At 33.4% G+C, this 14,911-nt stretch carries 7 protein-coding genes and 1 pseudogene; 3 read left to right on the top strand and 5 right to left on the bottom strand.

Annotated elements, in window-relative coordinates:
* Nucleotides 1-189: pseudogene (locus tag AB8B65_RS00975) on the top strand (acyl-CoA thioesterase); the annotation flags it as partial.
* A gap of 263 nt (nucleotides 190-452) precedes the next feature.
* Here the strand turns inward: AB8B65_RS00975 and AB8B65_RS00970 are convergent.
* From AB8B65_RS00970 to AB8B65_RS00955, 4 genes are all read right to left on the bottom strand, one after another.
* Nucleotides 453-2,990: a LytTR family transcriptional regulator DNA-binding domain-containing protein gene (locus AB8B65_RS00970; protein WP_405298920.1), complete on the bottom strand. Its 2,538-nt coding sequence runs from the start codon at nucleotides 2,988-2,990 to the stop codon at nucleotides 453-455.
* A gap of 261 nt (nucleotides 2,991-3,251) precedes the next feature.
* Complete coding sequence (locus AB8B65_RS00965; RefSeq protein ID WP_405298919.1) at nucleotides 3,252-8,573, bottom strand: hypothetical protein; 5,322 nt, start codon at nucleotides 8,571-8,573, stop codon at nucleotides 3,252-3,254.
* A 136-nt stretch (nucleotides 8,574-8,709) separates the two neighbouring features.
* Nucleotides 8,710-10,200, bottom strand: coding sequence for a T9SS type A sorting domain-containing protein (locus AB8B65_RS00960; protein WP_405298918.1), 1,491 nt, complete (start codon nucleotides 10,198-10,200; stop codon nucleotides 8,710-8,712).
* A gap of 268 nt (nucleotides 10,201-10,468) precedes the next feature.
* Nucleotides 10,469-10,798: a T9SS type A sorting domain-containing protein gene (locus AB8B65_RS00955; protein ID WP_405298917.1), complete on the bottom strand. Its 330-nt coding sequence runs from the start codon at nucleotides 10,796-10,798 to the stop codon at nucleotides 10,469-10,471.
* A 198-nt stretch (nucleotides 10,799-10,996) separates the two neighbouring features.
* On the opposite strand from AB8B65_RS00955, the gene AB8B65_RS00950 reads away from it, so the two are divergent.
* Entirely contained in the window at nucleotides 10,997-12,280 is a 1,284-nt protein-coding gene (locus AB8B65_RS00950; RefSeq protein WP_405298916.1) for a lipase family protein, read from the top strand.
* Nucleotides 12,281-12,393: 113 nt separating this feature from the next.
* Nucleotides 12,394-13,686, top strand: coding sequence for a hypothetical protein (locus AB8B65_RS00945; protein ID WP_405298915.1), 1,293 nt, complete (start codon nucleotides 12,394-12,396; stop codon nucleotides 13,684-13,686).
* A gap of 100 nt (nucleotides 13,687-13,786) precedes the next feature.
* Here AB8B65_RS00945 and AB8B65_RS00940 read toward each other — a convergent pair.
* Nucleotides 13,787-14,911: sigma 54-interacting transcriptional regulator (locus tag AB8B65_RS00940; RefSeq protein ID WP_405298914.1), on the bottom strand; the 1,125-nt coding region annotated here is incomplete at its 5' end.

Raw genomic sequence — 14,911 nt, 5'->3', positions numbered from 1 at the left:
GGAAAAGGAATTGAAGTTGATGGTTTATTGTTAGAGAACACACTGGAAATTAAGCGCTTTTTAAAGGCTGTAAAACGTAATGAAATGAAGCACAAACGTAAAGAAGAGTTTGATCGTGACGATTTTGTCCCTGCCGATTATTTGTCTGATTTGGAGAAGTATAAGGTGAAGATTGTTTCTGGGATTTAGGTTGTTGGTTGCTGGCTTTGCTCCGTTGTGTGTTGCATTACTTACTAAGTATTTATTTCATAGCATAAACTTATAAACTCATAAACTTTTAAACTTCACTTATTGTTAATTTGTTGCTAAGAACCATAAAATTTTCTTTGAATAATACTAATATCTGATTTGTTGATTTGTTGATTTGTTGATTTGTTATTGAGAACCACAAAATAATCTTTGGACAATACTAATACCAAATGCCTGAGACCTAATCCCTGATCACTAATACGCTAGAATTGAATTTTTTCCAATTGATTTAGATACGTCTCTCCTACTGGAATTTTTTGTTCTTTGATGACTACCCAATTTTTTCCTTTACTCGATACCTGATCTATTCGGATGATGTATGAACGATGTATTCTTAGGTATTCTAAAACGTCGGGCGTTGTTGCGATGAAATCGCCTATTTTACATCGAATTGTGTAGTTTTTCTTTTCTGTGATAATGTCTAAATAGTTTCCTTGCGATTTGATGAATAGAATTTCGTATGTAGGAATTTTGAAATCTTCTCCATTTGAACGAAAGTGAAGAAATTTTTCTTTCCGCTTTAAGCGTTTTATAGCCAATCGGATGAGTTCTCTTATGATATCTTTGTTATATGAGAGGACGCGAATTTTGAAAAATAAATATACAATTCCACCAATAAATACCATACATATTCCATAAAACCACCAAGTTTTCCAAAATGGAAATCCTATTTTAAATTTGTAAGTTACTATGGTATCATCCACATTATTTAATACGCTCGCTTTTACTTGAAAGGTGTAATTTCCTGGCGATAACGATGGAAAACGAATGTTTCTATTTTTTGTATATGTCCAATTGGCATCTACTTCTTTAAGTCTGTATACATAGCTGATTTTGCTAGCGTTTTTCTGCGATATGGCTTGTAATGAAAAGCTTATATCATTTTGGTCGTATGGAAGTTTTATATTTTGTGTATCAATTATTTTTGAATTCACTTTTACTTCATTGATAACCAAGGAAAGTATTTTTGAACTGTATTTTTCTACAATAATGTCTTTTTTAAAGTAACACAACCCGTTTTTTGTAGCAACCCAAATCGTATCATTTATGATTTCTACATCATTGATGTCGTTACTTAGCAAACCATCATCTTTTGTAATGGTTGTTATTGTATAAGTTTCATCTGACTGAAAAGAGATTCTATTGAGGCCTATATTTGTACATGCCCAAACAATGCTATCATTTTCTACACAAACTTCATTTACAATATTACTTGTAAGACCTTTATCTTCATCAATTGCATATTTTTGATTTCCGTACACCACAACACCAGCACCATGTGTTGCTATGTATGCTGTGTTTCTTTTTCTATTTGTATCAATGTCGTTAATTCGGAGTTTTAAGAAATTGAAAGAGGAATCTTTTTGCAAAAGGCTGTCTTTTTTTATTAATAAACCGTTTGATGTTCCAATGAGCGTTGTGTTTTTATACATACAAACATCTCGTAGTTTACCCTCAATAAAAAAATCTTTTAACGAATCATTCTCAACAATCACAACTCTGTTTGAATGCAATTTTAGTAACGGATTTGCTACATTTTCTGGTATTTTCCGAACAAAACCTTCAAATTTTAAATCTAGAGCCATGTGATTTTTAAAACCACGATCACTGTAGCTATACAAATGATTATTGATGGTATCATAGGCTACAATTGTTTTGTGGGTATTTAGTGCTTTGTAAATAGTATCTATTTTGTTTTGATGAATTTTTATAATGTTCCCATTATTTGAACCTGCATATAAAACTCTTTCGGTATCTCTTGTAAGCGAATAGAAGTGTTCTTTACTTAGTACATTCATATCCGGATTTTTTAAATAAAAAACGCCATGATGCAACGTACTAAACCAATAACCTCCTTCAGCATCAATAAAGAAATTTGTAACTGATTTTTTAGGAAGGAATGTCTTTAAAACTTCTCCAGAAACATTTTTAACTTCTGCGCCGTTGTTGTAATACCCAATAAAAAAATGTGCATCATCAATGCGTTTAATTCCTATTGGCGCACGCTTTACCTTTAGGACTTTAGTCGCATTATCGGTAGAAAAAATATAGAGATCATTATCGTTTATTGCGATAGATTGTTTGTCATTTAAAATATCGAACTTTATGCGCGAACTGGAAGTATCTATTTCTACAAAATTTAAAATATTTTCTGTAGCAGCATACGAATTATGTCTTATGAAGAAGTTTTTTTTCTTTAGGTTAAAAGAAATTGATCTTTGTACGCCTATATCATCTTTGTCATATTTATCAAAAGAATTGGTTACTTGTCCATTTTTTGTTATTTCAATGCTACCATGTAAACGATAACCACCAAGATGTATGGTTTTATTTTTATCAATTACTAGACTTTTTACAATGCTTTCTGAACCAAAAAATGGTTTTAGTTTATCGTTGTATTGAAACTCTTTGAATCCATCAAAGTTTTCATTAAAGTAAAATATTTTTTTCGTTTCATATCCATAACACCAAATTTCTCCATTTTTTTGAGGAAAGAAATCTAAAGTAACATTATCAGGTAAACCGTCTTTTGTCGTAAAGTTTTCAAATTCGTATCCGTTATATCTTGATAATCCTTTGTCAGTAGTAAACCAAACATATCCTTGCTTACTTTGATAGATATCATATACCTGCGAACTCGGCAAACCGTCATCTAGACCAAATTGTTTGTATGTATATTGTTGCGCGTGACAGAAATTTAGTCCGAAAAACAAGAAGATAAAAAGTTGGTAGTGTTTCAATGTTTGCATTTTACACAAAAATACTATTATTTAAACTATAATGAAATTAGCGAAATTCTGTTCGTCACTATTATAACGGTGTTCGTCACAAAACCTTTTATTTATTGACTTTATTGAACTATTCTTTAAAAAAGTTATACTTATAGATTTGTTTTAACAGATTAGAAAAGTGATTAATTAACACGTACTTAGTGATGAATTTTTAAAACTAAAAAAGCGCCACTTTAAAAAAATGACGCTCTTTGTATTGTTTGATTGCTCTTAGTCATTTTCCGGTAACTGTTCTATGATTTGATAGGTGCTAAAGTTTAAGAAATTTCCAGGATGTGCCAATACGTTTTGTAAAATTATTGGCGTATCTGGATTGGTTCCAGAATATTGTGTACTTCCATCCATGTTAACATCATTGGTATTGTAACCACTTATGACATAGGTTGGAAAGTTTAAGAAGTTTCCAACATCATTTAATACGATTGATAAGATATTTGGCGTATCAGGATTGGTTCCCGAATATTGTACAATGGTATCGCCGTTTACATTTCCTGACCACATTCCCGTTGTATTTGCTTGCATTCCCGACATAGTTTGTGCGTTGCTTCCGTAAGTTATTTGATTGGTTGCATCTGTAAAATCGACAGTAGTAGTCGCTTGCTTTAATGTTATTGAGCTTTCTGTCATGACTCCTAAGTGATTGCGGTGTTTTATAACTACATGATATTTTGCTACTGGAAGCGCATCAAAGGTTAAGGGTGTTGTTAAGTTGTCATCAGTAGCGACAATATCGCCATCGCGCTGTAAGATTCCCGATTGCGCTGCTATGATATTTGTTGGATTATTGATTTCTCTTACTTCTACCCAAACCCAATCTACCATTGAATTTTCTGCGTTATCATTTGTACGCACTAACGTACTTGCAGTTGCGCCGTCTCCGTACGGTGATGTTGCGCTGATGAGTCCGTTGACGCGTAAATCGTCTCGCATTAAAGCTTCTTCTCCTGTGTTTGGATTTAAACTAGCGCCTTGTAAGCGTACTTTCGCGCCAAGCTCAATATAGTTACAACTTGTTTCGTTAAAGCTTACTTGTGCGTCAACATCTGTCAAATTAGTGATACTTTCCGCGGCATCATCTACTAAAATACAGTAAAGATTTGGGTTTGTATCTGCATTGAAAAGATAGATGTTTGAGTTGTTCCCATTTTGAATGTTTAACGTATTCAGTTGCGGATTTCTATCTACTAAAAGTGCATTTAGATTGGTATTTAGACTTAAATCTATGTTTGTTACTAGTGTATTGACGCAAAATAGTAATCGCAAAGCTACGTTTGTATCTAATGCAATTTCAGTTATAGGATTGGCGTCAATGTATAAGTTAGCTAGTACTGTATTTGCACTTACATCAATTTCCGATAAAAAATTTCCTGAAATATCTAGGGTTGCAATATTAACATTGGCACTCACATCTATTTCTGATAAAAAGTTTCCTAAAACATATAGTCCTGTCAAATTCGGATTGTTACTTACATCAATAGTTCTTAACTTATTACGTGAATAGTTTAGAAAACTTAATGCTGGCAAATTTCGCACATCTAAAGTTCTGATATCATTGCTTTCACATCGCAAGTATTCTAAGAGAATATTTGAAGATACGTCTAAACTTGTCAAGCGATTCTGATAAAGATCAACATCTGTCAATTTCACATTTGCACTCAAATCTATAGTTTCAAAATTATTAAGATCGGCTTTTAAAAAAAACAATTCTGGATTGTTACTTAAATCCAAGGTTTCTAATTCATTAACAGCACAATATAATTCTTCTAAGCTTGGTGTACTTACGTTTAAATTGGTAATTCCAGAGAATTCACATCTTAGTATTTGTAACGAAGTATTTGCACTTACATTTAAGTCGGTGATCGCATTGCCAGAACAATCTAAAGTTTCTAGCGCTGAAAAAGCTTCTATTCCTCTGAGATCATTTATACTTTCATTACTCACATCTAAGGTAGTAATCGTATTTATATTTGCAGTTGTCACAAAGTCATCAAGCGGTCCTGAATCGTAGCCTAAATCAATTAAGGCTTGTTCAAAATTATCGTCGGGAACATAGGTTGCATATCCACAATCTTCATTGAAACTTGTTTGTACATCAACACTTGTCCAATTGGCAGTACTCCAAACCGCATTGTCTACTTGAATACAGGTTAAAAGCGGATTTCCTGTAGCTGTAAATGCTGTAAAACTTGTGTTGTTTCCGTTTTTAACGTTTAGTATTTGTAGTGCATTGTTTTGCGCAGATAGTTGGTTTAATTCCGGATGTAAGTTTACATTTAATACCGTGATGTTATTGTCGTTAATGTTCACAGATTCTAGTAATACATTGTTAATCACATTAAGATTAGACAACATATTTTCACTTACATTAAGCGTTGTTAGTTTAGTATTGTTAAAAATATCGAGTGTCGTTAGTGTGTTTGTAGCACAGTTTAGGTTCGTTAAATTTATATTATAACTTATATCTAATGTTGATAACGCATTCATGGAACAATTGAGTTCTTGCAATGCTGTAAAATCTTCTATTCCTGTTAAGTCCATGATTCCTAAATCACTTATATCTAAAGTCGTAATTGCTTCTATAGCTGTTGTTGACACATAATCGTCCAAAGGAGCAGTATCGTATCCTAAATCAATTAAGGCTTGCTCAAAATTATTGTCGGGCACATACGTGAGATCGTAAAAACAGCCTTCACTAAAACTCGTTTGATCATCAATGGATGTCCAGTTTGCCGTACTGTAAGCTGCATTATCAACCTCGACGCAGGTTAGTTTTGGATTTCCATAGGCGATGAAAGTAGTAAAGTTTGTATTGTTGCCATTTTTTACATTGAGTCTTTCCAAGTCATTCAACGCACAGTAAATTCTAAATAATTGTAGATTTTGAGAAACATCTAAGGTGTTAATATTGTTTTCGTCTACATCCAAATATTCTAGTGCAAGATTATTGCTAACGTTTAATTCTGTGAAATCGTTATCCCATAATGTAAGTCGTTGCAAAGCATAGTTATTTGTTACATCAATAGAAGAAATTGCATTAAACGCACAATTTAGCACTTCTAGGTTTACATTAGGTCTAATGTCTAGGCTTGTTAACGAATTGTTTCTACAGTCGAGAATTTCTAGCGCTGTAAAATCGTGTATTCCTTCTAAATCTGCAATTCCTTTGTAGCGAACATTTAATGACGTTACCGAATTGATATTTGCTGTTAAAACATAATTATTTAATGGTCCTGCGTCGTATCCTAAATCAATTAAGGCTTGTTCAAAATTATCATCGGGAACATAGGTATAAAATTGATCGCAATCGGTGTTGAAACTTGTTTGCGAATCAATATTTGTCCAGTTGGCAGTACTGTACGCGACATCATCAACCTCAATACAGGTTAAGTTCGGATTGTTTACTGTAGTAAAATTGGTAATGTTTGTATTGTTTCCGTTTTTTATAAGTAATAGAATAAAATCATTGTTAGCACCATTAAATTCGGTCAATTGCGCATGATCGTTTAAGTCTAATGAATTCAACATGTTATTGCTTACATCTAAATTTTCAAGCGCTAGATTTGCGGTAATGTTTAATTCTGAAATTGTATTGTTACTCACATTTAGGCTGGTAAGAACTGTATTTGCAGATATATCTATGTTTGAAATCGTATTTAGAGTACAGTTTAATTCTTCTAATGCCGTAAAACCTTCTATTCCTGTCATGTCTGAAATTCCACGTGCAACTAAGTTTAAGGTGGTTACTGTATTTATATTTTCTGCAGGTACATAATCGTCTAAAGGTCCCGAATCGTATCCTAAAAAGATCAAAGCCTGCTCAAAATTATCATCGGGAACGTATATATTTCCGTAATTACAGTTTTCGTTAAAGCTTGTTTCTATATCAATAGCTGTCCAATTTGCAGTGCTGTAAGCTGCGTTGTTCACTTCTATACAAGTTAAATTAGGATTGTTTCTAACGATAAAGTCCGTAATAATAGTATTATTTCCGTTCTTCATGTTAAATTCTGTCAAATTCGGACAAAACGTAGCCGCAACTTCCGTTAATTGTGTGTTTGCGCTTAAATCAAGTGTAGTATAATTATTTGTGCCAATATCTAAACTCACTAAACTTTGATTATTTGAAACATCAAGTATGGACAATTGATTATCGAAACACCAAAATTTCTCCAACGCTGTGTTTACACTTACATCCACTGTACTTAATTGATTTGCTTGTGTGTAAAATTCGGTTAAAAGTAGGTTATTACTCACATCTACAGCAGTGATATTATTAAAACCTATAGATAATAAATTGAGTGCAGAATTGGTACTTACATCAACTGCGTTTAATTGATTGTTGAAAGCAACATAAGTTTCTAAATTAGTTAAACCAGCTGTATTGACCGTATTGATTTGATTTTGATTACACCAAAATATTTCCAACAACGAATTAGCAGTCACATCTACTGTAGTAAGTTGATTTTCGCTAAGATATAATTCAGTTAAAAGCGTATTGTTATTTACGTTGATTGCAGATAGATTGTTCGTTCCTAATGACAACAAATTGAGCGCAGTATTTGTACTGACATCAATAGACGCTAATTGATTGTCAAAAGCAACATAGGTTTTTAAATTGGTTAATCCCGTTGTATTGACCGTATTTACTTGGTTTTTCTCATACCAAAGTTCTTCTAATAATGGACTAGAAGTTACATTTAAACTTGTGAGATTATTTTCGCTTACATATAATTCAGTTAAAAGCGGATGATTACTTACGTTGATTGTTGAGAGATTGTTATCGCCTAATGATAACAATTCGAGAGCCGTATTTGTGCTTACATCAACAGTATTTAATTGATTGGCATACGCTACAAACGTTTTTAAAGCCGTAATTCCTGTCGTGTTTAAAGCTGTTAATTGATTGCTTCGACACCATAAAATTTCTAAGTCAAAATTAGTACTTACATCCAAAGAAGTTAGTTGATTTTCATAACAGTATAATTCTCTTAAATCAGAGAATGTATCTAATGTTAAAGAAGTTAATTGGTTTCGATCGCAAATAATTTGTATTAAAAACGGGTTGCTACTCGTGTCTAAAGAAGTAAGATTGTTTTGAGAAACAGAAATGCCTCGCAATGCAGGATTGAACGAAACATTGAGACTCGTCAACTGATTGTTATTCGCACTAAAAATTTCTAGCTGTGTTAGATTGCTTAGACTCACAAATACGAGATTGTTGTCATTAAGACGTAAATCTACTAATTGTGCATTGTTAGTTAAATTAATTGTAGACAACTGATTGTCATTACAATACAGCGTTTGCAAACTAGGAAAACCGTTAATTCCAGTTAAGTCTGAAATTCCTTTAGCGCTGATATCTAAACTAGTAACACTGGCAATATTAGCAAAAGGCACAAAATTATCTAGCGGACCAGAATCGTATCCTAAATCAATGAGTGCTTGTTCAAAATTATCATCTGGAACAAATATTTGAGAAATCGCAATAAAAGGCAGAAATAGAATAAGGAATTGCAGTAGTAGTTTTTTCATCAATCATATTTTAATGTAAACACTTACAAAAATATTCATGCACTCGCTTATTTCCCTATAAATACAGTACATTGTGATGAACACCACATAAAAAAGTGACGAAACATACAGTCTTCTCAAATAGAATATCAGCTACTTACTGTTTAATTATTTTTAAGGTATCCGATACGCCCTTAGAAACTACTTTTAGTAAATATATTCCTTGCGGATAGTTTGATAAATCTACTTGAATTTCATTTGTAGCATAATATTTTTTTCGTGAAATTTCTTTCCCTAAAACAGCATACGTTTGTACTTGTATGTCTTGCAAATATTCATTTAAGTAAATGGTTGCTTTTCCTGAACTTGGATTTGGCGAAATAGAATACACATTACTTTTGATAGCGTTTTCAGTACTAAGTGTATTGTTGTTAAAAAATACGCGCACATGACCTTTACTACTGTCATTATAACGCGCACCAATACCAACAATGCTTCCATCATCTGAAATGCTTACCGAAGTTCCAAATCCGTCTTGCGCATTTTCTTCGGTTATATTCTGATCTACCTGTTGCCAGTTTCCAGCTATATTCTTATACACTTTTACATAACTATTACCGCGATCGTCGTTATAAAAATCATCATCATGCGGAACGCCAATTACAACTGTACTTCCATCTCCAGATAAACTCACGGGAATTTTAGTGTAAAAAACACCTGTAACCGTATTTGCAATATCTTGTCCAACTTGCTGCCAAGTGCCACTATTATTTTGATATACACGTACTTTTCCAGAAGATGCATTTTCATATACATCAAAAGAACTTCCAATAGCGAGTGTATTTCCATCATTTGCCATACTTACAGAAATTCCGAAGCTACTATCAGTCATAGTTCCTTCAATATCTTGTCCTATTTTTTGCCATGCTGTACCATTGTATTGATAAATTTGTACATAACCAGAGTTCATACCATTTCCATAAGGTGCGCCAACTGCTAAAATGCTTCCGTCTGCGGAAATACTTACCGCGGTTCCTGCCGCATCAGCAGATGATTCTCCATCAATATCTTGCCCAATTTGTTGCCAAGTTCCTCCATTATTTTCATAAACTCTTACCTGTCCACCATTGCTACCGCCATCATCATTAAAAGGTGCGCCAATGGCTACAATATTTCCATTTGATGATAAACTCACAGCACTTCCTGATTGGTCTGAGTTTGCTTCTCCTCCAATATCTTGTCCAACTTGTTGCCAAGTTCCTCCATTATTTTGATAAATTTTCACATAGCCGCTATCACCAAAATTAGTATCGTGAAACCGCGCTCCGATGGCAACTGTATTACCATCCGCAGACATACTAACTGCATATCCAAATTGATCAACCCAATTCTCTCCATTAATATCTTGCCCAATTTTTTGCCAAGTACCCGAATTGTTTTGATACACTCTCACATGTCCGGCATTGGTATCGCCATCATCATTTAAAGGAGCTCCAATAGCAATTATATTTCCATCGGAAGACATGCTTACTGAAAAACCTGATTGATCTATGTTATTTTCTCCGTTAATATCTTGACCAACTTGTGTCCATTGCGCAAAAATAAATGTAGGTAGCAAAAGTAATATTGGTAGTAGCGTTTTGTTCATTAGATAGCTAAATTTAAAGTTTAATTTAGCAGCAAAAATACTTTTGAATCTTACAAAGACTCTGTAAATTCGGACAAATGTGACGAAATCTATCTAAATAGTGACGAACCAATAACTAAAAAATTCGTCTGGAATTTCTATTTTGTTTTACTATGTAAAATGATTTTTTTTGAAAGGATAAAATTGAGCAATGGAATAGCTATTTAATCAAACTAACTTTAATTAATGATTAAAATACTGTAGTAAATAAATATGGAATTGAGAAGAATTACTTTTTAACGAAACGTTTTGTGATCGATTTTTTGTCTGTGATAACTTTTACAAGATAAATTCCAGATTTCCATGAAGAAATATCAATTGCATTGTGCATTGTTGTTAATTTCCCTGTGTAAATTTTTCTACCTAACAGATTGTAAACCTCTACAGCTGCATCTGTTTTTTTAGTAAGTCGTATGTTTAATTCGTTCACACCAGGATTAGGAGAAATATTAAAAACGGTTTCTGAATTTGAAGCAAATTGACTATTCGCAGTACTCTGAGCAAAGGTTGCCGTACTGAAAGAAAGTAATAGGATGAATAAAAGTATTTTTTGCTTCACTCGTTAAATATTTGATGCATTTATACAAATGTAATAATTATTTGGAGAAATGCCCTCTTTTTAACATTCTATATGCGTTTTTTCATTTTTATCAGTAGAAATACGTGGTTCTGTATTCAAGTGTAAACGTTCTGTTATCATTTTTTTATTAACTGTTAATTTGTAAGTATTAGTATTAACACACAATGAAAAAAAGCTATGAAACCAACCACTGAACTTCTTAAACAAATATACAGTTTGTCATTCTCGGTCAATTCTGCCTCTGGTCTGTCTTGGACTCAAGACGATTGCAAGAGTGGAATGATTGAAATGCAAAAATATGTAACAACAGTTGCACACGATGTGCTTACCAAAACCACTCCTATTATTGGCGATTGGAAAGGAATTTGGGGACCAATTGTATATGCAAACGATACAACTGCAACTTCTATACATGCCGATAATACAATGGCAATGTATTACAATGAAAGTGAAAATGTGATTGTAATTGCTATTGCAGGAACAAATGTAAACTCACCCTACGGTTGGTTGGTAGAAGATTTTTCGGTGCATAAAACGGTTTCTTGGGAATTGGTGACAGGCATTCCAAATTCAGGAAACATTTCAACAGGAACACATATTGGACTCAATATTTTGTTGAATATGACCAACAAAGAAGACAATTCTGTAGTAACAGCACTAAAAAACTTTTTACAAAATAATGCTTCATTACAAAATGTACAAATTGCTGTAGCAGGTCATAGTTTGGGCGGCGCCTTATCGCCTACACTAGCACTGTATTTAGCAGACACCAAAAATAATTGGGATCCTGCTAATAAGACAAGTATTGGCGCATTTCCTACCGCGGGACCAACACCTGGTGATGAAGGATTTGCTTCGTATTACGAAAAACAAATTTCTACAAATAACATCTATTATCTAAGTCAACATAACGCAATTGATGTTGTGCCACATGCGTGGGAAAAAGGAGATTTAGAAAAGATTCCAACCATTTATGAAGAATACATTACACAACCAAGTGACGCAAATCCGGCAGAAGTATTAACAGGAACTTTGGCAACTGTTGCTGCTTTAAATGCACTTTCTGCTAAAAATATTGCAGGAATTCCAGTAAATCGATACAAGCAAATTTCACCATCAACAACTTTAGAAGGAACATTTGATACCACAATTGACGATCTTATTTCAAAGAAATTAAAATACATCCGATTGGTATTGCCGTTAGCCTTAGGAAAGTATGCAGCGTATTTACGAAATTTAGTTCGTTTTGCCGCGCAAGCCGGAACACAACATACAACAGCGTATCATTCGTTGTTAGATATTGAAGTTTTTATGACAGCGTACAAAAAAATATTAAATCAAAATAAACCAAAAAATCAAGTTGTTTTAGAACCCTACGAAGAAGCTGTAAAATCTATTGCAAAGATTGATTTACAAAAGATTGACGAAGCAGCATTAGCAATTGCGAAAGAGAACGAATAGCTCAATTAAAAATATTATATCAGCTACAGGTCATTTATCAGAATTGAGTAATGTGTGAATAAAACTTGAGAATATCATTTTAAGAATACTAATAGTTTAACCAGCCATAGATTATGAAACAAATTTTAAAATTTTCCCATTGTTTATTATTATCATTATTAATGTACAATTGCTCAGAAACAAAAACAGATTATAAGCCCATAAATTTAGTATCAGATACAAGCATGGCAGCTAGTAACACCGATCAATATATATGGGAAAAAATGGTGAGAATCTTCCAAACAAAAACCGAAAGTCCATTGAACTTAAATTGGGAGTTTTGGGCAAGTGCCGAACATACCTATGCCAATGCCTGCGAAAAAAGTGAATGGCCAGGTGATAAAATTCAAAAATTTCTGGGAAACCCAAAAGCTGTTGCTGAAATTGATTCTATTAATAATCAACGAATTGATTCGGTTAGTAATTTTGAGACAAGTGCATTTACACTATTGACACTCAATTTTGATAATCCATATTACGAAGAGCTTCGAATCAATAAAGCCATGTTTGATTACATTCAAGATAATGCTTTATACAATCAAGATTCTGTTTATAAAATGGCAAAAGAAGGTAAAATTAACTTTCCAAAAGATGCAATGATGATTAAAGCACAATGGATTCCTGTTGATTCGTCTCAAGTTGGCTCATATTACACTAAAATTATCAGTGGAAAAAAAACAGTTGTAAGTAAAGTTCAAGAAGCAATTGATACACCAAATTATGTGGATGCGTCTGTAACCAATAAGCTGATGGGCTTGGTAGGTTTTCATATAGTGACACACGAATTACCAAATTGGGTTTGGGCTACCTTTGAATATTCAGGAAATGTTGGAATTTGTGATTATATAGGTTGCAAAGATGATTTTGGTTGTACAGAATCCTACATTGCTCCCAACCCAGACAATGTGGTTAATAAAGGATATAATACTGGAGAAACTTCAAAGGCATTAAACCTTTTGTTTGAAGAAAATAATGTTCCAGAAGTTTTTAAAAATTACCGTTTAAAAGGTTCGCAAACTCAGTATACTGATAATGAAGGACAGCCTACTATTCTTGGAAATTCTATTTTGGAAGCAAACTTGGTTTCTAGTTCTTCTTGTATTTCATGTCATGCACGTGCAACATTAAATAACCTAAATCCCGCAAAGAGGCAAAGTTTGGGAATGTTTAGCGATATGGGCGGCGATGCTATTTTACCAGGCGAAGAAACTGATACGACCACAGTAGGATATCACCCAGTAGCAATTAATGGAAAACCAATTTTAAAAGATTATAAATATAATTCGGTTACACCAGATTCTACGTATTACCGTACCAATTTTATGTGGCAACTTGCGCAACGTGCTGGAGTCTGCGATGAAGAATAAATAGTAACCGACCATTATTAATTGAAAGCAAAATGTTTCCAGAAAATCGTATTGATTTGATGGAAACATTTTTTATGTAATTTACTTTATGTTTTTTCCGTTAGAAATGTCTACCAAAACCAATAGAATCAAAGGTAAAAGCGGTATTGTTTTCAGATTTATCTAATTTATTATTAATGGTTAACGCCCATAAAATCAACTCCATACAAAAAACCTGATCTTCTTCGTTGTACTCAGAAGCATATTCTTCAATAATTGCTTTTAACGGAGTTACACTATTGATACTTGCGTAGAATTCAGCATCTGTAGCGGTGTAATTTAGTTCTATGAAATTATCATTAAACCAATCAACAACGTCTGTATAAGTAGTTTTTACACCTTGCTTTTCAAGTTTTGGAACCCGTGGAAATATATCTTCAAATTGTTCCATAACGGCGCTATCAATGAGTATTTTTGCAACCTCATCTGCACCTTCTTGTTCGCCTTCGTACACCAATTCTATTTTTCCTGTGATCGATGGAATAATAGACATGAAATCGACCAAACGAATTGTTGTTTTTTCTGCGCCAGTTTCAATCAAACGTAATTTTGCCGCTGCCATCAAGTTTTCCATCGCACTAATGGTTAAGCGCGCACTTACGCCACTTTTCGCATCTACATATTCACTGTTACGTGCAGCAAAAGCCACTTGTTCTAAAAGATCTTTTGCCAAATTCGGAATTTGTATTGCCAATTTGTCTTCTGTGGAAACATTCGCTTCTTGTTCTGTAATTTCACGCGCCAATGCAATTGATTTTGGATAGTGCGTAAAAATCTGCGAACCAATTCTGTCTTTCAATGGCGTTACAATACTTCCTCTGTTTGTGTAATCTTCAGGATTTGCAGTAAATACAAACTGAATATCCAATGGCATTCTGAGTTGAAAACCACGAATTTGCACATCACCTTCTTGCAAAATATTGAATAATGATACCTGAATTCGCGCTTGTAAATCGGGCAATTCGTTAATGACAAATATGGAACGATTGGCACGCGGAATCATTCCGTAATGCAATACACGTTCATCCGAATACGGTAATTTTAATGTTGCCGCTTTTATTGGATCAATATCTCCAATTAAATCAGATACATTTACATCGGGCGTTGCTAATTTTTCAAAGAAACGTTCCGATCTGTGTACCCAAGAAATAGGTGTTTCGTCTCCGTGTTCTGCAATCAAATCTCT

The organism is Kordia sp. (assembly GCF_045105435.1).
Classification (GTDB): domain Bacteria; phylum Bacteroidota; class Bacteroidia; order Flavobacteriales; family Flavobacteriaceae; genus Kordia.
Note: the sequence above shows the minus strand (reverse complement) of the source record. Positions and strands in the feature narration are given on the sequence as shown.

Coding starts and splice junctions, on each gene's coding strand:
- AB8B65_RS00950 (WP_405298916.1), top strand. CDS start 10,997: ATGAAACCAACCACTGAACTTCTTAAACAAATATACAGTTTGTCATTC.
- AB8B65_RS00965 (WP_405298919.1), bottom strand. CDS start 8,573: ATGAAAAAACTACTACTGCAATTCCTTATTCTATTTCTGCCTTTTATT.
- AB8B65_RS00945 (WP_405298915.1), top strand. CDS start 12,394: ATGAAACAAATTTTAAAATTTTCCCATTGTTTATTATTATCATTATTA.
- AB8B65_RS00960 (WP_405298918.1), bottom strand. CDS start 10,200: ATGAACAAAACGCTACTACCAATATTACTTTTGCTACCTACATTTATT.